The sequence below is a fragment of the Sphingomonas sp. F9_3S_D5_B_2 genome (genome assembly GCF_054263715.1).
Genome location: NZ_JBSZFB010000002.1, coordinates 39,614 through 63,181 on the forward strand (window position 1 = coordinate 39,614; position 23,568 = coordinate 63,181).

The 23,568-nt window shown below is 64.9% G+C and carries 23 protein-coding genes; 12 read left to right on the forward strand and 11 right to left on the reverse strand.

Going from position 1 to position 23,568, the window contains the following annotated elements:
* Positions 1 to 9: 9 nt before the first annotated feature.
* Entirely contained in the window at positions 10 to 471 is a 462-nt protein-coding gene (gene paaD / locus ACUXST_RS05980) for a 1,2-phenylacetyl-CoA epoxidase subunit PaaD (protein ID WP_458389058.1), read from the forward strand.
* An 11-nt stretch (positions 472 to 482) separates the two neighbouring features.
* On the opposite strand, the gene dgoD is transcribed toward paaD, so the two are convergent.
* Together dgoD and ACUXST_RS05990 are read right to left on the reverse strand one after the other, a co-directional pair.
* Complete coding sequence (dgoD, locus tag ACUXST_RS05985; RefSeq protein ID WP_458389059.1) at positions 483 to 1,634, reverse strand: galactonate dehydratase; 1,152 nt, start codon at positions 1,632 to 1,634, stop codon at positions 483 to 485.
* 10 nt (positions 1,635 to 1,644) lie between these two features.
* The gene (locus ACUXST_RS05990) at positions 1,645 to 2,910 is read right to left on the reverse strand and encodes a family 1 glycosylhydrolase (RefSeq protein WP_458389060.1); all 1,266 of its coding nucleotides are present in this window, start codon (positions 2,908 to 2,910) and stop codon (positions 1,645 to 1,647) included.
* 148 nt (positions 2,911 to 3,058) lie between these two features.
* Here ACUXST_RS05990 and ACUXST_RS05995 point away from each other — a divergent pair, with 148 nt between their 5' ends.
* The 4 genes from ACUXST_RS05995 to ACUXST_RS06010 all read left to right on the forward strand — a co-directional run bounded on the left by ACUXST_RS05995 (position 3,059) and on the right by ACUXST_RS06010 (position 6,342).
* A complete protein-coding gene (locus ACUXST_RS05995; RefSeq protein WP_458389061.1) occupies positions 3,059 to 3,940 on the forward strand; it encodes a 2-dehydro-3-deoxygalactonokinase in 882 nt (293 codons plus the stop codon).
* A gap of 1 nt (position 3,941) precedes the next feature.
* Positions 3,942 to 4,574 carry a 2-dehydro-3-deoxy-6-phosphogalactonate aldolase gene (locus tag ACUXST_RS06000; protein ID WP_458389062.1) on the forward strand — a complete coding sequence of 211 codons (633 nt, stop codon included), beginning with the start codon at positions 3,942 to 3,944 and terminating at the stop codon, positions 4,572 to 4,574.
* Positions 4,571 to 5,500, forward strand: coding sequence for a Gfo/Idh/MocA family protein (locus tag ACUXST_RS06005; protein WP_458389063.1), 930 nt, complete (start codon positions 4,571 to 4,573; stop codon positions 5,498 to 5,500). Before ACUXST_RS06000 ends, ACUXST_RS06005 begins: the two co-directional genes overlap by 4 nt.
* Positions 5,501 to 5,586: 86 nt before the next feature.
* A complete protein-coding gene (locus ACUXST_RS06010) occupies positions 5,587 to 6,342 on the forward strand; it encodes a Crp/Fnr family transcriptional regulator (protein ID WP_458389064.1) in 756 nt (251 codons plus the stop codon).
* Between the two features lies 1 nt (position 6,343).
* Here the strand turns inward: ACUXST_RS06010 and pyrC are convergent, their stop codons facing one another.
* Positions 6,344 to 7,366: a dihydroorotase gene (gene pyrC / locus ACUXST_RS06015; RefSeq protein ID WP_458389065.1), complete on the reverse strand. Its 1,023-nt coding sequence runs from the start codon at positions 7,364 to 7,366 to the stop codon at positions 6,344 to 6,346.
* 22 nt (positions 7,367 to 7,388) lie between these two features.
* Between pyrC and ygfZ the strand changes: the two genes are divergently transcribed.
* Positions 7,389 to 8,105 (forward strand): CAF17-like 4Fe-4S cluster assembly/insertion protein YgfZ, encoded by a 717-nt coding sequence (gene ygfZ / locus ACUXST_RS06020; protein ID WP_458389066.1) that lies wholly within the window; start codon positions 7,389 to 7,391, stop codon positions 8,103 to 8,105.
* Here ygfZ and ACUXST_RS06025 read toward each other — a convergent pair.
* Positions 8,067 to 8,291 (reverse strand): CBU_0592 family membrane protein, encoded by a 225-nt coding sequence (locus ACUXST_RS06025; RefSeq protein WP_458389067.1) that lies wholly within the window; start codon positions 8,289 to 8,291, stop codon positions 8,067 to 8,069. The genes ygfZ and ACUXST_RS06025 overlap by 39 nt on opposite strands.
* Before the next feature lie 35 nt (positions 8,292 to 8,326).
* On the reverse strand, positions 8,327 to 11,017 hold the full coding sequence (gene acnA / locus ACUXST_RS06030) for an aconitate hydratase AcnA (protein WP_458389068.1): 2,691 nt from the start codon (positions 11,015 to 11,017) through the stop codon (positions 8,327 to 8,329).
* Between the two features lie 161 nt (positions 11,018 to 11,178).
* Between acnA and ACUXST_RS06035 the strand changes: the two genes are divergently transcribed.
* From ACUXST_RS06035 to ACUXST_RS06045, 3 genes are all read left to right on the forward strand, one after another.
* Positions 11,179 to 13,608: a PAS domain-containing protein gene (locus ACUXST_RS06035; RefSeq protein WP_458389069.1), complete on the forward strand. Its 2,430-nt coding sequence runs from the start codon at positions 11,179 to 11,181 to the stop codon at positions 13,606 to 13,608.
* 40 nt (positions 13,609 to 13,648) lie between these two features.
* Positions 13,649 to 13,945 (forward strand): hypothetical protein, encoded by a 297-nt coding sequence (locus ACUXST_RS06040; protein ID WP_458389070.1) that lies wholly within the window; start codon positions 13,649 to 13,651, stop codon positions 13,943 to 13,945.
* Between the two features lie 61 nt (positions 13,946 to 14,006).
* Positions 14,007 to 14,225, forward strand: coding sequence for a hypothetical protein (locus tag ACUXST_RS06045; RefSeq protein WP_458389071.1), 219 nt, complete (start codon positions 14,007 to 14,009; stop codon positions 14,223 to 14,225).
* A gap of 5 nt (positions 14,226 to 14,230) precedes the next feature.
* Here ACUXST_RS06045 and ACUXST_RS06050 read toward each other — a convergent pair whose 3' ends face one another.
* Positions 14,231 to 16,567, reverse strand: coding sequence for a putative bifunctional diguanylate cyclase/phosphodiesterase (locus ACUXST_RS06050; RefSeq protein WP_458389072.1), 2,337 nt, complete (start codon positions 16,565 to 16,567; stop codon positions 14,231 to 14,233).
* Positions 16,568 to 16,635: 68 nt separating this feature from the next.
* The gene (locus ACUXST_RS06055) at positions 16,636 to 18,573 is read right to left on the reverse strand and encodes a M1 family metallopeptidase (RefSeq protein WP_458389073.1); all 1,938 of its coding nucleotides are present in this window, start codon (positions 18,571 to 18,573) and stop codon (positions 16,636 to 16,638) included.
* 208 nt (positions 18,574 to 18,781) lie between these two features.
* Between ACUXST_RS06055 and ACUXST_RS06060 the strand changes: the two genes are divergently transcribed.
* Genes ACUXST_RS06060 through ACUXST_RS06070 form a run of 3 tightly spaced genes read left to right on the forward strand, consistent with a single transcriptional unit; the run spans position 18,782 to position 21,040 of the window.
* Positions 18,782 to 19,852 (forward strand): sensor histidine kinase, encoded by a 1,071-nt coding sequence (locus ACUXST_RS06060; RefSeq protein ID WP_458389548.1) that lies wholly within the window; start codon positions 18,782 to 18,784, stop codon positions 19,850 to 19,852.
* A complete protein-coding gene (locus ACUXST_RS06065) occupies positions 19,852 to 20,655 on the forward strand; it encodes a LytR/AlgR family response regulator transcription factor (RefSeq protein WP_458389074.1) in 804 nt (267 codons plus the stop codon). Before ACUXST_RS06060 ends, ACUXST_RS06065 begins: the two co-directional genes overlap by 1 nt.
* Positions 20,630 to 21,040, forward strand: coding sequence for a response regulator (locus ACUXST_RS06070; RefSeq protein WP_458389075.1), 411 nt, complete (start codon positions 20,630 to 20,632; stop codon positions 21,038 to 21,040). The genes ACUXST_RS06065 and ACUXST_RS06070 overlap by 26 nt, the downstream gene beginning before the upstream one ends.
* 13 nt (positions 21,041 to 21,053) lie before the next feature.
* On the opposite strand, the gene ACUXST_RS06075 is transcribed toward ACUXST_RS06070, so the two are convergent.
* From ACUXST_RS06075 to ACUXST_RS06090, 4 genes are all read right to left on the reverse strand, one after another.
* Positions 21,054 to 21,578 carry a hypothetical protein gene (locus ACUXST_RS06075; RefSeq protein WP_458389076.1) on the reverse strand — a complete coding sequence of 175 codons (525 nt, stop codon included), beginning with the start codon at positions 21,576 to 21,578 and terminating at the stop codon, positions 21,054 to 21,056.
* 27 nt (positions 21,579 to 21,605) lie between these two features.
* Entirely contained in the window at positions 21,606 to 21,896 is a 291-nt protein-coding gene (locus ACUXST_RS06080; RefSeq protein ID WP_458389077.1) for a hypothetical protein, read from the reverse strand.
* Between the two features lie 26 nt (positions 21,897 to 21,922).
* Entirely contained in the window at positions 21,923 to 22,471 is a 549-nt protein-coding gene (locus ACUXST_RS06085; RefSeq protein ID WP_458389078.1) for a hypothetical protein, read from the reverse strand.
* Between the two features lie 81 nt (positions 22,472 to 22,552).
* On the reverse strand, positions 22,553 to 23,566 hold the full coding sequence (locus ACUXST_RS06090; RefSeq protein ID WP_458389079.1) for an anion permease: 1,014 nt from the start codon (positions 23,564 to 23,566) through the stop codon (positions 22,553 to 22,555).
* Positions 23,567 to 23,568 lie beyond the last annotated feature (2 nt).

Here is a 23,568-nt window from a genome sequence, read left to right on the forward strand (position 1 = left end):
CTTCCACTCGTGAGCAGCGTTGCCACCATCGACGAAGCGGCGATCCTCGCGGTGCTCGATCAGGTCCCCGACCCCGAAATCCCGGTGCTCTCGATCACGGACCTCGGCATCATCCGCGGCATCGCGTCCGATCCGCCACGCGTTCAAGTCACGCCGACCTACACCGGCTGCCCCGCCACCGTCGCGATCGAGGCGTCGATTCGGGAAGCGCTCGACAACGCCGGCTTCGCGGAGGTCGCGATCGAGCGCGTGATCTTCCCGCCCTGGACGACCGACTGGATCACTGACCGTGGAATGGAGCGGCTGAAAGCCTACGGCATCGCGCCGCCGTCACCATCAGCAACTGCGGAATGCCCGCAATGCGGTTCGACGGACACGGTGGAAGTCAGCCGCTTCGGCGCCACACCGTGCAAGGCCCAGTGGCGCTGCAAATCCTGTCTGGAGCCGTTCGACCGCTTCAAGTGCCACTAGGCTGAAGCCGCCTACCACTCCGCGAAGCTGCCGTCGCGGGTGTGGAACAGCGGATTGCGCCAGGCGTGGCGATCCTTGTCGGCCTCGCGAACGGCGGCTTCGTCGATCTCGACCCCGAGGCCGGGACCTTCCGGCACGGGGAGGTAGCCGTCGACGGGAGTGAGCGCTTCCTTGTTGACGCAGAAGTTCAACAGGTCGTGTCCGCCGGTATTGTAATGGATGCCAAGGCTGATTTCCTGGATCGCATGGTTCGGTGTGCACGCCGCGATCTGCAGGCAGGCGCCGAGCGCAAGCGGTCCCAGCGGGCAGTGCGGCGCAACGGCGACGTCATAGGCTTCGGCCATCGCGGCGATCTTGCGGACTTCGAGGATGCCGCCGGCATGGCTAAGGTCCGGCTGGATGATGTCGACCGCTCCCGCCTCGAAGAACGGCTTGAAATCCCACCGGCTGAACAGTCGCTCGCCGAGTGCAATCGGAGTCGCAGTCATTGCCGCGATCTGCGCCAGACCCTCGTGATTCTCCGACAGCAGCGGCTCCTCGATGAACAGCAGCCCGAGCGGCTCGAGCGCCTTGGCCAACTGCTTCGCCATGGGTCGGTGGACGCGTCCGTGGAAGTCGAGGCCGACGTCCATGCCGAGCGCCTGCGCCGCTTCGACGCGCTTGACGACGTCGTCGAACAGCTTCGGCGTGCCGATCCAGTCAAGCTCTGCCGTCGCGTTCATCTTTACCGCGTTGAAGCCTTGTCGCTTGCGGACCTCGGCGGCGTCCGCGATCTCGTGCGGCCGGTCGCCGCCGATCCAGGCGTAGGAGCGCACCTTGTCGCGCACCTTGCCGCCAAGCATCTGCCACGCAGGCAAGCCGAGCACCCGGCCCTTGAGATCCCACAGCGCTTGCTCAAGGCCCGCCAGCGCCGACATCAGCACCGGACCGCCACGGTAGAAGCCGCCCCGGTACCCGATCTGCCAGATCGCTTCGATGTTGAACGGGTCCGCGCCGATGAACCGGTCGCGGAACGCCGCAAATGCTCCGTCGACGGACTCGGCCCAGCCCTCCAGGCTCGCCTCGCCCCAGCCGAACGCACCGTCTTCCGTCTCGACGCGGACGAACAGCCAGCGCGGCGGCGCGTAGAAGGTCTCGATCCTGCCGATCTTGAGCGCGGTCACCGATGCCTCCTCACTGCCCTGAATCGCGGCTTTCGTTCGCCTGGCTCTCGACGAACTCGTCCTCGGGAGAGATTTCACCGATCTTCTTGATCGGAACGACCAGGCACACGCTCTGCGCCGGAAGCACGTCGCGCCAGTCGGCGATGAGCTGCTTGTACGCCTTGCCGACGTTGCGGATCTTGCGGTCCAGATCGAACAGCCCGAGCGGGTTCACGTTGCCGTTCTGCTCCCGCAGCGCAGTGTCCCAATCGACCTGGTCGGTCAGCGAATACCAGGTGAATCCCACGGTCGGGATGCCGACGTTCCGGAGGCGCAGGACGTTCGCCCATTCCTTCCACAGCCACTTCACCGCCTCGTCGCCGTGGGGGCCCTCCCACAGGTTGGTCTCCGTGTGCATCACCGGCAGCCGGTAGCGGTTGTAGTACTGACGCGTGATCTCGGTGTAGCCGAACGTCTCGCCGGCAGCGACGGTGTGCCCGTCCGCAAACACCCGGTGCTCGTTCAACTGATAATAGTCGTTCCCGAAGATGCAGTGCTGCTTCAGCCGGTGCGCCAGAAACCATTCGTACTCGTCGCGGGTCATGCCGTTGTCGAGCAGGTACTGGTACATGCCGCTGTCCACCCGCCGCCCATAGTTCAGGTCGAGGCTGAGGAAGCGCATCTGGTTGAGCACTTCGGCGCGGCCGATCGCTCCCGGAGAGTCGGCGTGGTAATATTCGGTGGATTCGCTCTGGATGAAGATCGCGTCGTGACGTCGCTTGAGGATCTCGATCATCCCCATGACATTGGCTTTGACGAGGTGCTTCAGCGCCGTGACGAATGACTTGTCGTCCTTGGTCTGCTCGTTCCACCAGCCGTATTTCGCGGAGAAGACCGCGCAAATGAACATCTCGTTGATCGGCGTGTAGAGCTGCACCCACGGGAAGCGCTCCGCGAACGCGCCGGCATATTCGGCGAACAGCTGCGGGAAGTCGGGGTTCTGGAAATTGCCGATCCAGTCGGGAACGCCGAAGTGACAGAGGTCGACGATTGGCGTGATGTCGCGGCGCTTCAGCTCCGCGAAGGTCTGGTCGGTGAACGACCAGTCGTACCGGTTCGGGCCAAGGTAGGTCTTGTGGAAGGGCGGACCATAGCGAAGATAGTTGATCCCGACTTCCTGGATGCAGTCGAAATCCTCGCGCCAGCGCTCGTAGTGACCGCAGATCTCCATCTGGTCGACGCGCGTCTTGCCGTGGTTGATCGTCGGGTAGCTGTTCTCGATACCCGTCGCGAACATGAAGTTGGCGATTGTCGATCTCCTCGGCTCGTCCGCTTACTGGGCCAATTGCCCTGATGGCCCCGGCGCACCGTTACCGGCACGCATGAAAAAGGAAAACCTCGGGAGCGAAGTCGCCTTGCCGAGGTTTTCGTCTATGGCAAAAAGCATGCGCTGGTCGGAAGGTTTCATCGCGGTCGATTGGGGGACGACCAATCGGCGCGCCTACGTGGTGGACGGCTCCGGCCGTTGTGGCGCCGAGTTCGAGGATTCGAAGGGCGTCCTGTCGGTGGGGAGCGGCGGCTTCCCGGCTGCCGTGGAAGAAATCCGCGAGCGGCTCGGCGACAAGCCCCTACTGCTTGCAGGGATGATCGGATCGAACCGCGGGTGGAAGGAGGCGCCCTATGTGGCCTGCCCCGCCGGGGTCGAGGACCTCGCCAAGGGACTCGCCTGGCCCGGCGAGCGCGAGGCTATCGTGCCGGGCGTCTGCTGCACCGGCAATGGCCGTGCCGACGTCATGCGTGGCGAGGAGGTGCAGCTTCTCGGCGCGATCGCGGCCGGGACCGTCGATCAGAATGCGCTCGTCTGCCACCCGGGCACGCACAACAAGTGGACGTCGGTCCGGCGTGGCCAAATCGCCTCTTTTCGGACCGTAATGACGGGCGAACTGTTCAACCTGCTCAAGCAGCACAGCATCTTAGCCGACCAGATTGGTGGTGAGGTCGAGCCGAACGAAGCGTTCCGCGCCGGCGCGCGCCATGGCTGGTCCAACAACGACCTTCCCGCCGAGCTGTTCTCGATCCGCGCCCGCATGCTTCTGAAGCAGTCGCCGTGGGAGGATCCCGCTTCCTATGCGAGCGGCCTGCTCATCGGGACGGACGTGCGAATCGGCCTTTCGGATCCGGTATCGGCTCAGGTCGTCGTAATGGGCCGACCGGAGCTGACGAGGCTCTACGCTGCGGCAATCGAGGAAGCAGGCCGTACGGCCATCCAAGTGGACGGCGAACAGAGCTTCGTCGCCGGTATCTCCAGAATTGCCGAGGTGATGTGACGTGAACGCGAAGGAACTGCTGCACCATTACCTCGACGAATGCCCCCTCGTGGCGATCATCCGCGGCGTTACGCCAAACGAGGCGGACGACATCGCCGCGGCGATTCACGAGGCCGGTATCCGGATCATCGAAGTGCCGCTCAACTCCCCGGACCCGCTACGGAGCATCGAACGCATTGCCACCCAGTACGGCGAGCGCACCTTAGTGGGTGCGGGCACGGTCCTCCGCAGCGAACAGGTTGAGCAGGTGAGGAATGCCGGGGGACGCATCATCGTCTCGCCCGACACCAATCCCGACGTGATCTCCGCTGCTGCCGAAGCGGGACTCGTCTCCTGCCCCGGCTACTTCACGCCATCGGAGGCGTTCACCGCCATCCGCGCCGGCGCCCATGGCCTGAAGCTGTTTCCGGCAGAGGGCGCGACTCCCGGCGTTCTGAAAGGCCAACTCGCCGTGATCCCCAAAGACGTTCCGGTTTTGCCAGTCGGTGGCATCAGTCCCGACAACATGCAGCCCTGGCTCGCGGCTGGTGCCGCCGGGTTCGGGCTTGGATCCGGCCTCTACAAGCCCGGCCAGTCGCCCGCCGAGACCCTTGAGAAAAGCCGTGCCTATGTTGCGGGAGTGAAGCGCTCATGAAGCCGATCCGGATCGCCATCATCGGCTTCGGAAAGATCGCCGCCGATCAGCATCTGCCGTCCATCTCCAGCAATCCGCGCTTTGAACTCGCGGCAAGCTCCAGCCGCAGCGGACAGGGGCCGCAGCCGGCATTCACCGACTGGCGCGAACTGCTGCGAAATGTCGACGGCCTCGAAGCGGTGGCGATCACGACTCCGCCCGGACCACGTTACGAGATCGCCCGCGAGTGCGTGCTCAAGGGCCTGCACTGCCTGCTCGAAAAGCCGCCTGCGGCGACGCTCGCCGAGATCGCCGATCTCGCCAGCCTCGCCGAGGCGCAGCAGGTCAGCATCTACACGACGTGGCACGCTCGCCATCACCCGGCCGTTGAGGGTGCAGCCAAGGCGCTGGCAGGAAAGCGCATCGCCTCGTTCGAGATCCTGTGGCACGAGGACGTCCACAAGTGGCACCCCGGGCAGCAATGGATCTGGGAACCCGGTGGCTTCGGAGTCTTCGATCCCGGCATCAACGCATTTTCAATCGCGACCCGCATCTTCCCCGGACCGCTGTTTGTGCGCGAGGCCAGCCTCAGCGTCCCCGCGAACGGGCAAACGGCGATTGCCGCCGACATCCAGTTTTCGAGCCCGCAAGCGGACGGGCCACTCACCGCCAACCTCGACTTTCGCCGGACGGAGGGCGAGGAGTGGACGATGACGGCCCGGACCACCGACGGGCATGAAGTGCGGCTGACCGACGGCGGCGCAAACCTGTTCCTAGACGGGGAGCCGGCTTCTACCCCCGGCGTGGGCGAGTACGCCGACATCTACCGACAATTCGTCGACCTGATCGATGAGCGCCGCAGCGAAGTCGACATCGCGCCGCTGCGCCTCGTCGCCGATTGCCTGCTGCTCGGTCGCGTGAACAAGGTCGATGCCATCACGATGTAAGTGCCCGTAATGATCCTTGTTATGGCGGACTGACGGGGCGTAATGGTTACCGGCGGTCGGAGTCGATCTTGCGAGGGCCTGCCAGAGTGTCAGAGGTAATCACCGACGAACTGGACATTCTGGACCAGGCCTTCACAGGCAACCGCCTGCTGACGACCTTCGATCACGAAGCGCGTGCACTGCTCGAGCCCACCGGCTCCATCATCCAGCTCGAAGTCGGCGATGTCGTGCTGCGTCGGGGCGACCATGTGGCGGCAAGCCTGTTCCCGTTTGGACCGACGATGATCGCTCTTGTCGTGGACCTGCCCGGCCGTTCGATCGAAGTGGCGTCGATCGGCCGCGAAGGCGCTGTCGGCGGAATCGTCAGCTGTGGTCACGCTCCCGCATTCTCGCGCGCGACGGTCCTTGTGCCAGGCCCCGCGCTTCGCGTGCCGCTGGAGGCGCTGGAGGACGCCAAGCATCGCTCCAGCTTCATCGGTCACATCTTCTGCCGCTTCTCGGATTACCTGCTCGCGCAGACGATGCAGAACGTTGCTTGCAACGCTTTCCACACCATCCTGCAGCGAGCGGCGCGCTGGCTGCTCCACGCACAGGACCGCGCCGGCGACCGCATCGAGTTGACTCAGGAAGCATTCGCCGGGCTGCTCGGAGTGCAGCGTACTACGGTCAACGCCGTGATCGCCGAGATGGCGGACGAAGCCTTGATCGCGACCGGCCGGGGAACGGTTCACGTCCTTGATCGCGTGGGGCTGAGGCGACGTTCCTGCCCTTGCTACGAGATCCTTGACGATCATTTCGGCGCGGTAATCGGCAGCACTGGCAGCGGCAGCCGACCCAGCTGATTCAATCCAGCAGGCGCCATCCGAGCGTCTCGCCGGCCTTGAACGGTACAAGCCCGTGGACTTCGTCCGGCACTCTGATGTCTGAGCGCTCCAGCGTGATGTTCTCCGTGTTTACAGGCAGACGGTAGAAGGCCGGGCCGTTCAGGCTGGCGAATGCTTCGAAGCGGTCGAGCGCGCCTTCCTCGTCGAACACTGCAGCGTAGGTCTCGAGCGCGAAGGGCGCGTTGAAAATGCCTGCGCAGCCGCAGCCCGACTCTTTGGCGTGCCGCGCATGTGGCGCGCTGTCAGTGCCGAGGAAGAACTTGGGCGATCCGGACGTCGCTGCGGCGCGGACCGCGAGGCGATGCTCCTCCCGCTTGGCGACTGGCAGGCAATAGGCGTGTGGCCGAAGCCCCCCGGCGAATAGCGCGTTGCGGTTGATGATCAGGTGCTGGGGCGTGACCGTTGCGGCAAGCGAGGGGTCCGCATCCCGCACGAACTCCGCTGCTTGACGCGTCGTGATATGCTCGAGAACAATGCGGAGCTCGGGAAAGTCGCGCGTGAGCGGCGTCAGGACACGGTCGATGAACACTGCCTCGCGGTCGAATACATCCACGTCGGAGTCGGTGACTTCGCCGTGGACGCAGAGGACCATTCCGATGCGCTGCATCCGTTCCAGGGCGGGGTAGATGTTGCAAATATCCGTGACGCCGAACGCCGAGTTGGTGGTCGCGTTGGCGGGATACAGCTTGGCCGCAACCCACACGCCCTGCTCGAACCCGCGCGCGATCTCGTCAGGGTCGGCCTGATCGGTGAGGTAACAGGTCATCAATGGCGTGAATCGCGGACCGGCCGCTTCGACGATGCGATCGCGATAGGAGCGGGCGAGCTCCACCGTCGTTACCGGGGGCGTCAGGTTGGGCATCACGATCGCCCGTGCGAACTGCCTTGCGGTGTACGGCGCCACCTGCGGAAGCATGTCGCCATCACGAAGGTGGACGTGCCAGTCGTCGGGGCGGCGGATCGTGAGCGTTTGCAATGCCACGGCGGCTCCCTAACTGATGATCATGGCCGCAACCACCCTGACCGACCGCGCCCTCGTCCGCCTGTCCGGCGATGGCGTACGCGCATTTCTGCAGGGCCTGGTCACGAGTGACGTGACGGGACCCTTGCCGGTATGGGCAGGGCTCCTGACGCCGCAGGGCAAGTGCCTGTTCGACTTCATCGTCTGGGACGAGGGTGACGATCTGTTGCTCGACTGTGAAGCGGCGGCCGCGGACGAGCTGATCAAACGGCTCAGCATCTACCGCCTGCGCCGGGCAATCAGCATTGCCTCGGAGCCGGGCCTCGCCGTCCACTGGTCCCGTGGCGGCGTCGACGGCGTCCCCGACCCGCGACTGGCTGCTCTCGGAAGCCGCTGGCTTGGCAGAGCGGACGAACCGGCAACCGGCTGGATCGAGCACCGGCTGCGGCTAGGGGTCTGCGAAGGGCGCGCGGAGCTTGGCGACATCCTCTGGCTCGAATGCAACGCGACCGAGCTCAACGGGGTCAGCTTCACGAAGGGATGTTTCGTCGGGCAGGAAAACACCGCGCGGATGAACTGGCGGCAGAAGGTCAACCGGCGGCTGGTCGTCGTCGAGACTCATGCTCCCGGGCTGCGAACTCGCATGCAGTATCCGGAACTGGGGCTCGCAGTCGAGCACCGGCGTGTCGATGACCTCGCGGGTGCGATCGTGCCCGAATGGCTAGGCGCTGCCCTCGCGGCGCCGGAGGATGCGGACTGAGGCTGCAGCGCCGATCAGGAGCCACAGCACGTTCAGCACTGCGGACGGGATTGCCCCGTGCCACCAGCCATTGATGACGAAGCCAGCCGCTCCGACGACGTTGATCCCCTGATAAGCCAGTGACTGGCCCGTGAGCTTGCCTGCGGACAGCAGGAGGTAGGCGAGCAGGATCAGTGCGGCTCCCACCCACCCGGCGACCTCAATCGCGAGCTCGATGCCGGTCAGGCGGCGAGCCTGCGAAGGACGTAGTGCAAGATGCCGCCCGAGCGGAAATATTCGAGCTCGTTGAAGGTGTCGATGCGGCAGCGGGCGGTGACGGTCAGTTGCGACCCATCGCCCCGCGTGACCTGCACTTCCACGTCCTGGCGCGGTTGGATCTCGGCAACCCCGGTGATCGTGAAGTGCTCGCTTCCGTCCAGACCGAGGCTCGCGGCATTCTCGCCTTCGCGGAACTGGAGCGGCAAGACGCCCATTCCGACGAGGTTCGAACGGTGGATGCGCTCGAAGCTTTCCGCGATCACGGCGCGCACGCCGAGCAGGACCGTACCCTTGGCGGCCCAGTCCCGCGAGCTGCCGGTGCCATATTCCTTGCCGGCGAGCACGACGAGCGGCGTGCCGTCGTGCTTGTAGGCCATCGCCGCATCATAGATCGCCATCACCTCGCCGCCGCACGAGCCGGGACCCGAATAGCGCGTGAACCCGCCTTCGACATTGTCGAGCATGCGGTTGCGGATGCGGATGTTGGCGAAGGTGCCGCGCATCATCACTTCGTGGTTGCCACGGCGAGCGCCATAGCTGTTGAACTCGGCCCGCGTGACGCCGTTCTCGAGCAGGTAGCGGCCGGCCGGGCTGTCCGGCTTGATCGCGCCAGCCGGTGAGATGTGGTCGGTGGTGATCGAGTCCCCGAACAGGGCCAGGGCTCGCGCATCCACCACATCGCCTGGCGGCGTCGCCGTCATCGTCATGCCGGTGAAGTAAGGCGGGTTCTGGATGTAGGTCGAACCAGCCGGCCAGCTGTACGTCGCTCCGCCGGTCACGTCGATGGCCCGCCAGCGCTCGTCGCCGTGATAAACGTCGGCATAGCGTCGCCGGAACATCGTCGAATGGACGTGCGCATCGATCAGGCTGCGGATTTCCTGGTTCGAGGGCCAGATGTCCTTCAGGTACACCGGCTCCCCGTTGCGGCCGGTGCCGATCGGGTCCGCGACCATGTCGGTGCGGACCGTGCCCTTCAGCGCGAAGGCGACGACCAGCGGCGGCGATGCGAGATAGTTCGCGCGGCAGTCGGGCGAGACGCGGCCTTCGAAGTTGCGGTTGCCGGAAAGCACGCTGACCGCGACCATGTCGTTCTCGTTGATCGCCTTGCTGATCGGCTCAGGCAGCGGGCCCGAGTTGCCGATGCAGGTGGTGCAGCCGTAGCCGACAAGGTCGAACCCGAGCGCGTTCAGGTCTTCGCTCAGGCCGCTCTCGTTTAGGTAATCGGTAACGACCTGGCTCCCGGGCGCGAGGCTGGTCTTCACCCAGGGCTTGCTGGTCAGGCCCTTTTCGCGCGCCTTCCGCGCGACGAGGCCGGCGGCGATCAGCACCGACGGGTTTGAAGTATTCGTGCAGCTGGTGATGGCTGCAATGGCAACGTCGCCGCTGCCGAAGTCGAACTGTTCGCCATCGACTGGGACGCGCGGCTCGTTGCCCTTGTGGTAGGTCTCTTCAAGCTCACGGTTGAACTGGTCGTCGACGTCGCTGAGCAGGACCCGATCCTGCGGGCGCTTGGGGCCGGCGAGCGACGGCTGGATCGAGCTCATGTCGAGTTCGAGCGTGTCCGTGAACAGCGGCTCGGGTGTGGACGAGTCCCGCCACAGGCCCTGAGCCTGCGCGTAGGCTTTGACCAGCTCGATGCGCTCTGCGTCGCGGCCGGTGAGCTCGAGATAATCGACGGTGCGCTGATCGATTGGAAAGAAGCCGCAGGTCGCGCCATATTCCGGCGCCATGTTGCCGATCGTCGCGCGGTCGGCGAGCGTCAGAGTGTCGAGGCCGGGGCCGTAAAATTCAACGAAGCGGCCCACGACGCCTTTCTGGCGAAGCATCTGCGTGACGGTCAGCACAAGGTCCGTTGCCGTGATGCCCTCGCGAAGCTCCCCTGACAGGCGGAAGCCGACCACTTCCGGGATCAGCATGCTGACGGGCTGCCCAAGCATTGCCGCTTCCGCCTCGATGCCGCCGACGCCCCAGCCAAGGACGCCAAGGCCGTTGACCATGGTCGTGTGGCTGTCCGTGCCGACGAGCGTGTCCGGGTAGGCGATCGTCTCGCCGTTCACATCTTCGGCAGTCCACACGCACTGCGAGATATATTCAAGGTTCACCTGGTGGCAGATGCCGGTGCCAGGCGGCACGACCTTGAAGTTGTCGAAGGCGCCGCTTCCCCACTTCAGGAACTGGTAGCGCTCGCCGTTGCGCGCATATTCGAGCTCGACGTTGCGGCCGAATGCCTGCGGGTTGCCGAACTCGTCGACCATCACGCTGTGGTCGATGATGAGGTGCACCGGGACCAGCGGATTGATCTTCTGCGGGTCGCCGCCGAGCTGGGTCATCGCGTCGCGCATCGCGGCGAGGTCGACCACGGCCGGAACGCCCGTGAAGTCCTGCATGAGCACACGGGCGGGGCGATACTGGATTTCGCGGGCAATCCGCCGCTCCATTAGCCAGTTGACCATGGCCTGGAGGTCGTCGCGAGTGACGGTCACGCCGTCTTCGAAGCGAAGGAGGTTCTCCAGCAGAACCTTCATGGAGAATGGCAGTCGCGTGATGTCGCCGAGCGCTTCGGCGGCCTTGGGCAACGAGTAGTAAGCGAAACTCTTGTCTCCGACCTGGAGCGTGGAACGGGTGTTGAGGCTGTCCTGGCCGGTCGGAATCATGATGGTCCTTCGCTGTGGCTGCGCGGTTCGTCTGAGCCCGAGATGGGGGTGCGAGCGCCCTTAGCAACCCGCCCCTCGCCCGGCAAACGGGGCAAAGCGAGCGGCAACCCAGACCAACTTGCGTATTCGACTCTTTGATATTTGCGCTTATTCATCGTGGAATGACGGGGCAGGGGGTCAATCTCGGGCGGGGAGCGCCGATTCCGGACCTGACGGTGTCCGGGCGTTCGCCCGAGCGGCGTGACCCGGCAGATCACGAGCCGCTGATCACGGCGCTAGGCGGCGGCACCCTCGACTTTGCGGCGATGCTCGCAATAGCGGACCTGCTTCCGGTCATGATCGCCTACGTCGACCGCGATTTCGTCTACCGCTTCGTCAACCGCCCGTTGGCGGACTGGTTCGAGCTCCCCCGGAGCGAGATCCTCGGAAGCTCGATGCGGGACATGCTGGGCGAAGATGCCTTCAGCCAGCGCCTGCCGCTTCTCGAAGCTGCGTGCGCAGGCGAACGCAAGTTCTTCGCGAGCGAAATCCAGCATCCGAGCCGCGGTCCGTTGGCGGTGCAGACCGATTACGTACCCTGGTCGGACTCTGGCGGAAACGTCCGCGGCATCATCGTCCTGGTGACCGACGTTACCGAGCAGCGGGCGGCCGAGCGGGCGCTGCGCGAAAGCGAGGACCGCTTCCGCCGCATCGCCAACTCCGCGCCGGCGCTGATGTGGGTCACGCGGCTCGACCGCGTCCGCGACTTCGTCAACGACGCCTATGTCGAGTTCGTCGCCGGCCCCGAAGGGACCCGGGAAATCGCACAGACCACCGACTGGCGCGGTCGGATACACCCGGAAGATGTCGACCGCATCGTCGCCGAGAGCCTTGCCGGTGAAGCATCGATGGAGCCGTTCACGCTGGAGGGGCGCTACCTCCGGTATGACGGCCAGTACCGCTGGTTGCGCAGCGTCTCCCAACCGCGCTTTGGGGTCGATCGCAAGCTAAGTGGCTTCATCGGCGTGGCAAGCGATATCACGCTTGCCAAGGAGGCGGAGCTCGAACTGCGCCGCGAGGTCGGTGAGCGGACGCGCGAATTGGCGTTGAGCGAGGCACGCTTCCGCGCCGTCTTCGACACGGTCCTTGAAGTCCTGGTGCTGATGGAGCCGGACGGTACGGTCGTCGAGTTGAACCGGAAGGAGGCAAGCTGGCGCGCAGCGACCGCCCGCAAGAGCCTCGGCCGCAAGATATGGGAAGGCCCGACCTTCGATCTTTACCCGCAGCAGGTTTCGCTCATGAAGCGCGCCGTACGAACCGCTGCGGCGGGCAAGATCTTCAACGAGCAGGTCAGGCTCGATCGGGAAGGGGTCCCGACTGCCCACATCGACGTCTCGGTCCAGCCGGTCCGCGATGGCGACGGCAAGGTTCTTTACCTGTTGTTCGAAGCTCGTGACGTGACGGACCTCAAGGCTGCGCAGGAGCAACTTCGGCAGAGCCAGAAAATGGAAGCGCTTGGGCAGCTCACAGGCGGCATCGCGCACGATTTCAACAACCTGCTGACCGTCGTGGTCGGAGGCCTGGACATCATCGTCAAGCGCGCGGAGGACGAGCGGCTCAAGCGCTATGCGCAGAACGCGCTTACTGCGGCCGACCGCGGAGCCCGGCTTACCGGGCAGCTGCTGGCGTTCAGCCGGGTTCAGCGTCTGGAGGTCCGGCCGACGCACGTGGCGCCGCTGATCCAGGCGATGCGGCCGCTGCTGCGCAACGTGCTGGGCCCTGGGATCACCAAGGAGTTCGAGCTCGCCGACGACATGATGCCGGTGATGGCCGATCCCACGCAGCTGGAGGTCGCGGTTCTGAACCTGGCGATCAATGCCCGTGACGCCATGCCGGCCGGCGGCATCCTGCGATTCGTCAGCAGGGCCGTGAAGATCGAGAGCGATCCGGAGCTGGAGCGCGGCAACTATGTGGAGCTGTGCATAAGCGACACGGGTTCCGGCATGCCTGCCGCGATCGCGGACCGCGCCTTCGAACCGTTCTTCACCACGAAGGAAGTCGGCAAGGGGACGGGTCTCGGGCTGTCGATGGTGTACGGCATGGCACGGCAGTCCGGCGGAACCGCGCGAATCCGAAGCAGTCCGAACGAGGGCACATCCGTGATGCTCTTTTTCCGCCAGGCCGACTTCGACACGGCGGGCGAGCCGGCACTCGCTGCAGTCGATGTGGCCGAGGTAGAGCCGGAGCGGCGGACCGCGTCGGTGCTCGTCATCGACGACGACCCGGATGTGCGTGGCTTCATCGTGGCGACACTGGAAGAGCAGGGTTATCGGGTCAGCGAAGCCGCCGATGGCGAACAGGGCCTCGCTCGCATGGCGGCGGACAAGGCCGACCTCGTCATTCTCGACTTCATCATGCCGGGGCTCTCGGGCGCCGAGGTCGCCAGCCGGATCCTCGCCGACTCGCCGCGCCAGCCGATCCTGTTCGTGTCCGGCTACAGTGAGACGGAAGCGGTAAAGCGAGTTGCCCCGGACTCGCCGGTCCTGGCCAAGCCGTTTCGCGGGGAAGCTCTGCAGAAGGCAGTGCGGGGAGCCCTTGCGCCGCTCGGTTGAAACAGCCGCATCCGCGGGTTCTTGCGCCGGGAGAGTGGCAATGCGCTTCGGACTGACGATCGTTCTTGCAATTATCGCCACTTCGCCGGCGCTTGCAGCGACGCGGCCGGCTTCGGCCCCACTGACGGCCGCGGCGCTGGCGCTTTTCCAGCGCGACTGGGTGCTGATGAACTGGGCGTTGAAATTCTACGACGCGGATGGCGATATCTTCCTGTCTCCGGCCGAAGCCGGCGCAGCAGCCGACGGGTTCCGCAAGATGGCCGACGTCAACCACGACGGGCGAGTCACGCCGCAAGAATATCGCACCGCGCGGGAGTTCATCCTGGCGCGCTACTAGCGCCCGGTTCCCGTAACCTCGGTTAGTGGGGACCGGCGGCGAAGGGTCTATGGCCTTCCGCATGGACAAGCGTGAAAACAATCGGGAATATTGCCGTCGCCGTGCCGCCGAAGAACTCGCGGCGGCGAATTATGCCGCTGACGAGCGGGCCGCCCAGTCGCACCGCGACCTGGCCCGGCACTTCGAAGAGCTGGCCGGCAACCTGCCTGAGAATGGCGCGCCCGAGGGTGCGGTTCTTCCAGCCAGCACTTTGCCCAGCGAGTTCCGGATCATCCCCTAATGGACTTAGCCCGCCATCCGCTTGGCGGAGAGGCCGAGCACCATCTGGTTCGCCCGCTCGTAGGCGAGCGGCCGTCCGAACAGATACCCCTGGATCGTGTCGCAGCCGAGGTCGCGCATGCGCTCGAAGTCCTCGGCCGTCTCGACGCCCTCTGCCGTAACCGACATCCGGAAGCTCTTGGCGAGCTGGACGATCGACTGGATGATCGCGACGTTCTCGGGCCGCGACCCGGCCTCGCGCACGAAGCTGCCGTCGATCTTCAGCTTGTGGAAGACGGCCTTGTTCAGATAGCCGATCGACGAATAGCCGGTGCCGAAGTCGTCGAGAGCGATGCCAACGCCAAGCGCACGAAGGCGCTTGAGGACGTCCAGCGTCGATCCGTGGTCGCCGAGGAACACGCCTTCGGTCACTTCGAGTTCGATACGGTTACCCGGGAGCTTGTAGCGGGCCAGGCTCTCGCTGACGGTGTTCGGAAGCGCTGGCTGGATGATCTGCTTGGGCGAGATGTTGAGCGCCACCGTAATCGGCTCTGGCCACGACGCAGCGGCCTTGCACGCTTCGTCGATGACCCAGTCGCCGATCGCTGGCATCAGCCCGCTTTCTTCTGCGACCGGGATGAAGACGTTCGGCGGGACGTTCCCACGCTGCGGATGGCTCCAGCGGATCAGCGCCTCGAAGCCGATTAGTTTCTGGCTTTTGGCATTGATCAGCGGCTGGAACGCCAGGTGGAACTGCTTCGACGCGAGCGCCTGACGCAGGTCGTTCTCCAGGCGGACACGGTCTTCCTGTTCCGACTGCAGCTCGGATGAGAAATAGCGCGCGCAGCCGCGGCCGGCGTCCTTGGCTTGGTACAGTGCAAGGTCGGCCTTCAGGATGAGGTCGTCGACCGTCGCGCCGTCGATCGGGCCGAACGCGCAGCCGACGGATACACCGATCAGGATTTCCGTCTGGTCGATCAGGTACGGTTCCTTGATCGAGCGGATGATGCGGTCGGCCAGATGCTCCACCTTGCGGCGGCTCTGGGCGTCGGTAACGACAATGGCGAACTCGTCGCCGCCCATGCGACCGACGTGGCCATCGTCTCCAACTTCGTCCACCAGCCGTTTGGCGACCGCACGAAGAACGGCATCGCCCTTCGGGTGGCCGAAGGTGTCGTTGACCGGCTTGAAGCCGTCGAGGTCGAGGAACATGATAGCGCACGGGACATTGCCGCTCGTCGCCGAACGGAGCGCTTCACCGAGCAGCTGGCGAACGCGGCCCCGGTTCGGAAGGCCGGAAAGCACGTCCACGTTGGCGAGGTGAGTCAGGCGCTCCTGCGTCTGGCGGATCTCGGTCACGTCCGAACCGACGCCGCGGAAACCTTCGAAGCGGCCGGCCGTGTCGATGATCGGGTCGCCGCCCATGGATACCCAGCGGGTTCCGCGCGCGGTCGCGAGCTCCATTTCCAGCGAGTTGAACGGCTGCTTCTCGAGGAGGATGCGGCCAAGCTCGGCATGCCCGCCAAGGAGCGCCGGGAGCGAATGACCAAGCAGCTGGCTCGCCGGCCTGCCCAGCATCGTGCTCATGCGCGAGCTTATGTAGGTGACGCGATTCTCGGCATCGACGGCCCAAAGCCAGCCCACGCCGCGCTGCTCATATTCCTGGAGCAGCAGGCTGGCGCTTTCGCTCTGGCTGCCGACATCGGCATTGGTCTTGAGCTGCCCGAAGGCCCAGCGGGCGACGGTGAGAACGCCGAAGATCGCAACTCCGATCGTGAAGACGATCGACAGCATGTGCTGGAACGGCACGCTGTGACGGCCCATCAGCAATGCGCCGACGACGCCGCCCGTGAAGCAGATCATCCACGCCGTCGCGCAGGGCGGCACGACGACCAGCCCGAGTGCGCCGATCCCCAGGCCAGCCATCACCGATGCAGCGATGACCTGGGCTGAGGCGTGAAGCGAACTGAACAGATAAAGGGGCAGGCTCAGCCATACCGCTGCACGGCATACAACCTCGCCGACCATAAAGACTTGCGGAACTCGCCGGCCCGAGCGGCCGACGCAGGTAATCGATTGCGTGCGGGCCAGCTGCATGGCGCCGACATTCGCTACGAACACTGCAAATGCCCAGGGCAGCAGAAGGACGCTGACTACATCATTCCACAGCACTTCTGCCATCAGCAGCGCTGCAATGATGTTTGCCGCGGCGAAGAATGGAGCCAGGTGAGCGCGCGAAATGAGCTGAACGTCGCTGAGGGGCGAGCTTTCGGACGGCGACTCGCCGACGGAGACGCCGGCGGATTCGCCACCGGGAAGTCTCGCGGAAATCAAACGCTTATACCGATCAGGAGCTTCGTACATCCGCTCGTCATCCCAAGTGCTGGGACGGAGTTAGCCAAAGACCCTTTAGGGGCAGTTAAGGCCCTCGGTTATTTGATGCGGGCTGATTCGGGGCCGCCGATGCCCAGCTTGTCGAGATCGCGGGTGACCATCGGATGATAGAGCGCGCGTGCAGCGGGGTAGACGCGGGCAGCGATCGGCTTGCCCCACGTCGCGTCATTAGCAAGTGCCTCGAGTAGCGGGCGGACGAACTTGCCGCGCCCCTGGGCCGTTAGGAACTGCTGCAAGGACGGGATCGCCGGATCATACCGGTTGGCGACTGCGAGAGTGAGCCACGCGAAGCGCACCTCCATGTTGCGGGTCTCGTTCAGTTTGAAGGCTGACTGGAGCGCGTCGAGTTTGGCCCTGCCAATCTTGCGCGGCAGTCGAGTGAGGAAGCGGAGGCGTTCGTCCGTGGTCCAGTTTCCCCACTCCTTCGGCGTAGCGGCGCCGCCAGCGAAGGTGCGCGCAGCCCGGTCCTGCTCGGCAAAGGTGCCGGCGCCGGGGCGGACCATGTTGGGCGGAACGCCAGGCTGATAGACCCAGCGGTCGAGCATCAACTTGCCCTCTAGCTTCTGGTCGCCCTTCACCAGGTACTTCCGGATGTCCCCAAGGAAGATGGCGGAGGTGACCGGCTGGAATGCGTGGCGGTCGAACCAGCCCTTCAGCCATGCGTCGAACGCCGGCCGGCCGACCGCCGCCTCGATCGTCCGGAGGAACGCGGCCCCCTTCTCATACGCGATGTCGCTGCCGGCATCGTCCGGGTTCTCACGCTTGAGGTCGAGATGGAGACGAGTTGCGGGGCTTGCAGGACCGCCGGCATCGCCGATCGCGCTGTTCATCGCGTCGATGCCAAGCAGGATCTGCTCGTCGGCAACTTTCTTGCCGTAAAGCTCCTCGACGATACGCCGCTCGGCATAGGTGGTCATGCCTTCGTTGAGCCAGAAGTCATTCCACGTCGCGTTGGTCGCGAGGTTGCCCGACCAGCTATGCGCCAGTTCGTGGGCGACCAGGCTCACCAGGCCCTTGTCGCCTGCAATGAAGGTGGGCGTGAGGAAGGTCATGTTGGGGTTTTCCATCCCGCCGAATGGGAAGGACGGCGGCAGGACGAGCACGTCGTAGCGGCCCCAGCGATATGGCCCGTAGAGGTGCTCCGCTGCGGAGACCATCTTTTCGGTGTCGGCGAGCTCGGCTGCGGCGGCTGGAAGCGTAGCCGGCTCCGCCCACACTCCGGTGCGGGCTCCAAGCGGCTTGAAAGCGAGGTCCCCGACCGCAATCGCGATCATGTAGGGGGCGACACTATGGTTCATCCGGAAGCTGAACACGCCCTCGCCGCCTTGCGTGATCGGCTGTTCCGATCGTGGGGCGCTCATCACCGCGGTCATGCCGGCGGGCACGTGGATCGTCGCTTCCCACGTCTGGCGGATACCCGGTGAGTCCTGCGTCGGGATCCAGCTTCGGTTCTCAATCGATTCGCCCTGACTGAACAGGAAGGGCGCGGTCTTTCCGGCCGTCTGCTGCGGGGTCAGCCACAGCAAGGCGCCAGCATTCGGCGCGCTCTTGTAGTTGATGACGAGGCGGTTGGTGTCGGGCTGAAGCGCGACAGTCAGCGGAGACCCGATCACAGGATCCTTCGCGCCGACCCGGAACTGCAAAGGCTTCCGGTTCTGGTCGGTGATTCCGTCGATCTCGAGTCCGTTGTCGTCGAGCACGATCAACCGGGCTTCGGGTCGCCGCTGGATATCGAGCGTGGCCGTGCCGCCCAGGCGCTTGCTGTCGAAATCGACATTGAGATCGAGAGCCACATGCGTGACCCGCGCCTCCAGCGGCTTGGCGAAACTATGAAGGTCCACTGCGTCCGGGGTCGTCAGGAGCGGAGCGACAGCCGGATCAGCGCTGGACTGGCCTTCTGGACGTTCGTGCATGCGTGAGTGGCACGCAGAAACGACGAGGGCGCCGAGCAGCGCCAGGCGGGTCAGCAGTCTCATTCCTCGGCCCCTGAGAAGACGGATGCGGGGCAGCCATAGGCCGGCGGCCGGTGCGGGCAAGCCTCACCGCTCGCATTGCCGGCGCCCGGCCTCTATATCCACCGCGATGGCGACCGACAGCGCGATCCTCGACCGGCGGACGGCACAGCATCGGCGTTCCGCCGATGTCGAACCAATCCGCTCGCCAGCGGCGCCGATCGCGCGCGGCATGGGTCTCGACCAGCCGTTCTTCGAGGACAAGAACCGCGCCTTCTGGATCCTCCAGTCGATCGGCTGGAGCGGCTATTTCATTCTCCGCACCATATCCGGCTTCGCGAACAGCAAGGGCTGGATGTTCGTCGTCCACACGCTTTTGCTGACAGCCACCGGTTATTCGCTCACCTTGTTGATCGGCGCGCTGTTCAGGCGCCTGATCCGGCTGCGCCCGGTCCTGACGATGGCGCTGTCCCTCGTCGCGGTCGTTTTGGCCTCGAGCGCTTTCTCGATCATCGAGACATGGAGCGCCGCGACGTTCGTAAACTCGGGATGGCGGCCGGTCGGCGTCGAATATTTCAGCGCCATCCTCTTGGACTTCGCGCTGCTCGCCGCCTGGGCCGCCCTCTACTACGGGATCAACTACTATCTGATGCTCGAAGAGCAGATCCGACAGCGCGAGCGGCTGGAGAACCAGGCATCGAGCGCGCAGCTCGCGATGCTCCGCTATCAGCTGAACCCCCACTTCCTGTTCAACACGCTGAATTCCATTTCGACGCTGGTGCTGCTCAAGCATACGGAGCGGGCGAACGCGATGCTGGCGAGGCTGTCCTCGTTCCTCCGCTACACGCTTGCGAACGAGCCCACAGCCAAGGTGACCCTGGCGCAGGAAGTCGAGACTCTGAAGCTCTATCTCGAAATCGAGAAGATGCGCTTCGAGGATCGGCTTCGGCCGCACTTCCGGATCGAGCCGGAGACGATCGGTGCGCGACTGCCGTCGCTGCTCCTCCAGCCACTCATTGAAAATGCGATCAAATATGCCGTAACGCCGAGCGAGAACGGAGCCGACATCTTCGTCGGCGCGCGGCGCGAGGGACAGGCGGTGCGCATCGAAGTTGCCGATAGCGGTGGCGATGCTCCAGGCGGCATGGCAGCGAGCCCGTCCACGGGAGTCGGCCTCGCGAACATCCGTGACCGGCTGACCCAGGCCTATGGGCCATCACATCGTTTCGAGACTACGCAGAACGAGAAGGGCGGATTCAGCGTTATCGTGGAAATCCCCTATGAGAGCGGAGACAAGGCCTGATGACCATCCGGACCATATTGGTCGACGACGAGCCGCTTGCGACGCAGGGCCTCCAGCTGCGGCTGCAGGCTCATGACGACGTGGAGGTGGTCGCGACAGCGTCCAATGGTCGCGAGGCCATCCGCCAGATCAAGACCGACAAGCCCGACCTCGTATTCCTCGACATCCAGATGCCGGGCTTCGACGGCTTTTCTGTCATTCAGGGTCTGATGGATGTCGAGCCGCCGCTGTTCGTCTTCGTGACGGCGTATGGCGATCATGCCTTGCGGGCCTTCGAGGCACAGGCAGTTGATTACCTGATGAAGCCGGTCGACGAGGATCGGCTTGCCGCGACTCTCGACCGTGTTCGCCAGCGGCTCGCCGAGCGGCGCAGCGCCGATGAGGCCGAACGGCTGAAGGAAGCCCTTGCCGAACATGCGCCGGAAGCCGCCGAGGAACTGGCCGATGCAGCGCCTGAAGGTCCTGCGTCGAACCGCTACGAGAAGATGATCAACATCAAGGACCAGGGCCAAATCTTCCGCGTAGACGTGGATACGATCGAACGGATCGACGCCGCGGGCGATTACATGTGCATCCAGACTGGCGACAATACGCTGATCCTTCGCGAGACTATGAAGGACCTCGAGAAGCGGCTCGACCCGCGCCGTTTCCAGCGCGTCCACCGCTCAACCATCGTCAATCTCGACCTCGTTCGGCAGGTGAAGCCGCATACCAACGGCGAATGCTTCCTGGTGCTCGATTCGGGCGCGCAGGTGAAGGTGTCGCGAAGCTACCGCGATGTGGTCGCACGGTTCGTCCACTGACGACGGCGACAAGGTGACGGTCGATCCCGTCCTCGCAGGGCGGAAGATCCTGATCGTGGAAGATTCGCCGGTGGTCGGCCCATTCGCGGCAGACATCGTAGAGGCGCTCGGCGGCATCCCGATTGGTCCCGCGCCGACGCTGGCAGCGGCGCGCGAGCTAATCGCGGCCGGCGGGTTCGATCTTGCCCTGGTCGATGTTCATATCCGCGGCGAGCGCGCGTTCGCACTTTGTGACTCGCTTGCGGCGCAGGGCGTGCCCTTCGTTCTGACGAGCGGTTATGCAGATTGGCAGGTGCCGGAGCGCTTGGCCGGATGCACCCGCCTGCAAAAGCCCTATGGTCGGGACAGCGTGCGAGACGCGCTCAGGACGGCTCTGGCGTCCTGAGCGCGCCGTCACTTCACTGAGTCTGAGGCGTGCCGCCCATCGTCTGCGGGCCGCCGGTCACCGAACCGCCCGAAGCGATCTGCTGCTGGACGAGCTGCGTCAGCTGCGGCGACGCAGTGGTCGCGGTGCAGCCGGCCTGACCGCTGGCGATAGATGCCGCGAGCGCCGAAACCGAAACGCCGCAGACGTTCGCAGCCACCTCGATCGGGACCTGCGCACTGACCGGAATGTTGTTGCGGTTGACCTGCAACGAGACCGACAGATCGTTCAGGACGTTCTGCAGATTGACGTTCACCAGTGTCGGGATGCTCGTGCCAGTGCTTGCACTGGTTCCAGCGTCGGTGCCGGCACCCGTCGTGGTGCCGGTCCCGGCAGTCGCACCTGCGTCGGTGCCTGTAGATCCGGTCGGAGTCGTGCCGGTCGCGTCAGTACCAGCCGGAACGGTGGTGCCGGTGCTGGCCGGCGGCTGCTCCGACTTACATCCGGCCAGCATAAGCGCAGCAACGCTGGCCGCGACCATCCATGAACGTGCGCTCATTCGAGCCCTCCTTGTCTTGACGTAATGTTACTGCGGCTGCGTCGGCGTGGTCGGAGCCGGCGTCGTGTCGGCCGGCGCCGTTCCCGTCGTGTCCGAGCCAGTCGTGGTCGTCGTACCGGTCGTTCCATCGGTGCCCGTCGTCGTCGTGCCCGTCGTCGTGGTGCCCGTCGTGTCGGTGCCGGTCGTCGTGGTCGTCGTGTCGGTCGTGGCAGGCGCAGTCGTGCCCGTCGTTCCCGCATCCGGCGACTGGCTCGTCTGGCAAGCGGCAAGTGCAAGGGCTGCGACGGCCGATCCGATCATCCATGTACGTGTGCGCATTGTCTTTCTCCTGCTTGGTGTCGGCCTTACTGGGCGGGAGTAGTCCCGGCCGTAGAGGTCGTCGTGTCGGTAGTCGTGCTCGTCGTTCCGGTCGCCGGGGTGGTCGTGGTTGTCGGCGCGGTGGTCGTCGTCGTCGTGCCGGTCGCCGAGGTGCCGGTTGTGGCCGGAGCAGTCGTGGTGCCGCTCTGGGCGCCGCCGCCTACGGAGCCGTTGGCGGCAAGCTGCTGCTGAACGGCCTGCACGAGCTCGGGCGAGGCGGTCTGCGCCGTGCATCCCTGGCTCGAGCCTCCGCCAGCTCCGACTGAAAGGATGTTGATCGATACGCCGCAGACGTTGGCCGCCAGGCTGATCGGGATCTGCGCGTTGATCGGGATGTTCGACTTGTCCACGTGAAGGTCGAGCGCGAGGTTGTTGAGCACGTTCGAGAGGTTGACGTTCACCAGGCCCGGAACGGAACTAACGCCCGAAGCAACCGCGCTGCCCGCGCTCTCGACACCATCCACGGCGGACGACGCGGTCTTGCAGGCGGAGAGGAGGCCGAGAGCCGCGACGGCGGCGATGATCGATTTGCGCATGAAACAACCCCTTGTTTTCAGCGCCAACGCGCCTGGCGGGGATTGTTTCCGCTGCGGCTTAGTCGGCAGGGGATCGCCGCGTCACCAGATTGAAATGAAAAGGTAAAACAACGCGCCGACGGTGGCGGACGCCGGGATGGTGATGATCCATGCGACGAGCACGTCCTGGGCGACGCCCCAGCGCACGGCAGAGGCGCGGCGGGCAGCGCCGGCGCCGATCACGCAGCCGGTAATCGTGTGCGTCGTCGATACGGGAATGCCGAGGTAGGAAGCGCTGAACAGCATTACCGAGCCGCCGAGCGAGGCTGAAAAACCTTGGTGCTGGGACAGTTTGGTAATGCGCGTGCCCATCGTCTCAATGATCCGCCAGCCGCCGGTCAGCGTGCCCACGCCCATGGCGACGTAGCAGCTCAGCGCCACCCAGTTTGGCACTTCAAAGGCGCCGTGGAGATGCCCGGTCGAATAGAGGAGGACGGTGATCAGGCCCATTGTCTTCTGGGCGTCATTGAGGCCGTGGCTGAGCGACAGGGCTCCGGCGGAAACGAGGTGCAGGCCGCGGAATGTTCGCTCGGCGCCGCGCGCGCTCGCCCGGACGCCGAGCCAGCTCGTGACGAGCATGATCAGCATGGTCAGCATCAGTCCGAGCACCGGGGAGAGCACGATGGCGATCAGCGTCTGGTTAAGGCCGCTCCACTGGATGCCTGATACGCCCGCATGTGCTGCGCCGGCACCGATGATCCCGCCCACCAGCGCATGGCTCGACGAGGACGGGATACCCTTGAGCCAGGTAACGACGTTCCAGAACATCGCGCCCACCAGCGCTCCGAACACCACCGCCGGCGTGATCAGGTCCTTGTCGATCAGGCCCTTGCCGATCGTGTCCGCCACCTTGTGCAGGCTCGGCCATTGCAGGGCGAGGAAGTAAGCGGAGAAGTTGAAGAAGGCGGCGAAGGCGACCGCACCGACCGGGCTGATGAGGCGCGTCGCGACAACCGTGGCGATCGAATTGGCCGCGTCATGCAGGCCATTGAGGTAATCGAACGCAAGCGCGACCGCGATCAGGCCGATCAGTAGTGGAAGGGCGAGGGTGTGCATCA

Excerpts from the sequence above, each read along its gene's own strand:
- ACUXST_RS06085 (WP_458389078.1), bottom strand. The coding sequence starts at position 22,471 with ATGCGCAAATCGATCATCGCCGCCGTCGCGGCTCTCGGCCTCCTCTCC.
- ACUXST_RS06035 (WP_458389069.1), top strand. The coding sequence starts at position 11,179 with ATGACGGGGCAGGGGGTCAATCTCGGGCGGGGAGCGCCGATTCCGGAC.
- ACUXST_RS06065 (WP_458389074.1), top strand. The coding sequence starts at position 19,852 with ATGACCATCCGGACCATATTGGTCGACGACGAGCCGCTTGCGACGCAG.
- ACUXST_RS06055 (WP_458389073.1), bottom strand. The coding sequence starts at position 18,573 with ATGAGACTGCTGACCCGCCTGGCGCTGCTCGGCGCCCTCGTCGTTTCT.
- ACUXST_RS06040 (WP_458389070.1), top strand. The coding sequence starts at position 13,649 with ATGCGCTTCGGACTGACGATCGTTCTTGCAATTATCGCCACTTCGCCG.
- ACUXST_RS06050 (WP_458389072.1), bottom strand. The coding sequence starts at position 16,567 with ATGTACGAAGCTCCTGATCGGTATAAGCGTTTGATTTCCGCGAGACTT.
- ACUXST_RS06080 (WP_458389077.1), bottom strand. The coding sequence starts at position 21,896 with ATGCGCACACGTACATGGATGATCGGATCGGCCGTCGCAGCCCTTGCA.
- ACUXST_RS06070 (WP_458389075.1), top strand. The coding sequence starts at position 20,630 with ATGTGGTCGCACGGTTCGTCCACTGACGACGGCGACAAGGTGACGGTC.
- ACUXST_RS05990 (WP_458389060.1), bottom strand. The coding sequence starts at position 2,910 with ATGTTCGCGACGGGTATCGAGAACAGCTACCCGACGATCAACCACGGC.
- ygfZ (WP_458389066.1), top strand. The coding sequence starts at position 7,389 with ATGGCCGCAACCACCCTGACCGACCGCGCCCTCGTCCGCCTGTCCGGC.
- acnA (WP_458389068.1), bottom strand. The coding sequence starts at position 11,017 with ATGATTCCGACCGGCCAGGACAGCCTCAACACCCGTTCCACGCTCCAG.
- ACUXST_RS06075 (WP_458389076.1), bottom strand. The coding sequence starts at position 21,578 with ATGAGCGCACGTTCATGGATGGTCGCGGCCAGCGTTGCTGCGCTTATG.
- ACUXST_RS06060 (WP_458389548.1), top strand. The coding sequence starts at position 18,782 with ATGGGTCTCGACCAGCCGTTCTTCGAGGACAAGAACCGCGCCTTCTGG.
- ACUXST_RS06045 (WP_458389071.1), top strand. The coding sequence starts at position 14,007 with ATGGACAAGCGTGAAAACAATCGGGAATATTGCCGTCGCCGTGCCGCC.
- ACUXST_RS06005 (WP_458389063.1), top strand. The coding sequence starts at position 4,571 with ATGAAGCCGATCCGGATCGCCATCATCGGCTTCGGAAAGATCGCCGCC.
- ACUXST_RS06090 (WP_458389079.1), bottom strand. The coding sequence starts at position 23,566 with ATGCACACCCTCGCCCTTCCACTACTGATCGGCCTGATCGCGGTCGCG.
- ACUXST_RS05995 (WP_458389061.1), top strand. The coding sequence starts at position 3,059 with ATGCGCTGGTCGGAAGGTTTCATCGCGGTCGATTGGGGGACGACCAAT.